Genomic DNA, 232 nt, shown 5'->3' on the forward strand with positions numbered 1-232 from the left:
GTGAACGCCGGCATCCAACGCGCCGGGCGACCACGTCGATCCGGGCTCCCACAACTGCCACTCTGATTTGAAGTCGGACAGGCCGGGGTCGCGCCCGAACCACGCCCGCTGGGTGAGGATGGCTTGCGCGATCGGTTCGGCGCGTAACAGTTTCGATTTCCGGGAGTGCACGGGCACGAGGCGCGGGCACAGCTTCCGCTTGTCGATCTCGCCTTCTCGCTGCAGCGCGTCC

At 67.2% G+C, this 232-nt stretch carries 1 protein-coding gene; it reads right to left on the reverse strand.

The genetic code is table 11. The features are described 5' to 3' along the window. The coding region (locus AC3XQU_RS25060) for a hypothetical protein (protein WP_489876787.1) at positions 1-232 on the reverse strand (232 nt) is incomplete at both ends.

The sequence above is a fragment of the Telluria sp. AZSoR62 genome, from assembly GCF_058111565.1.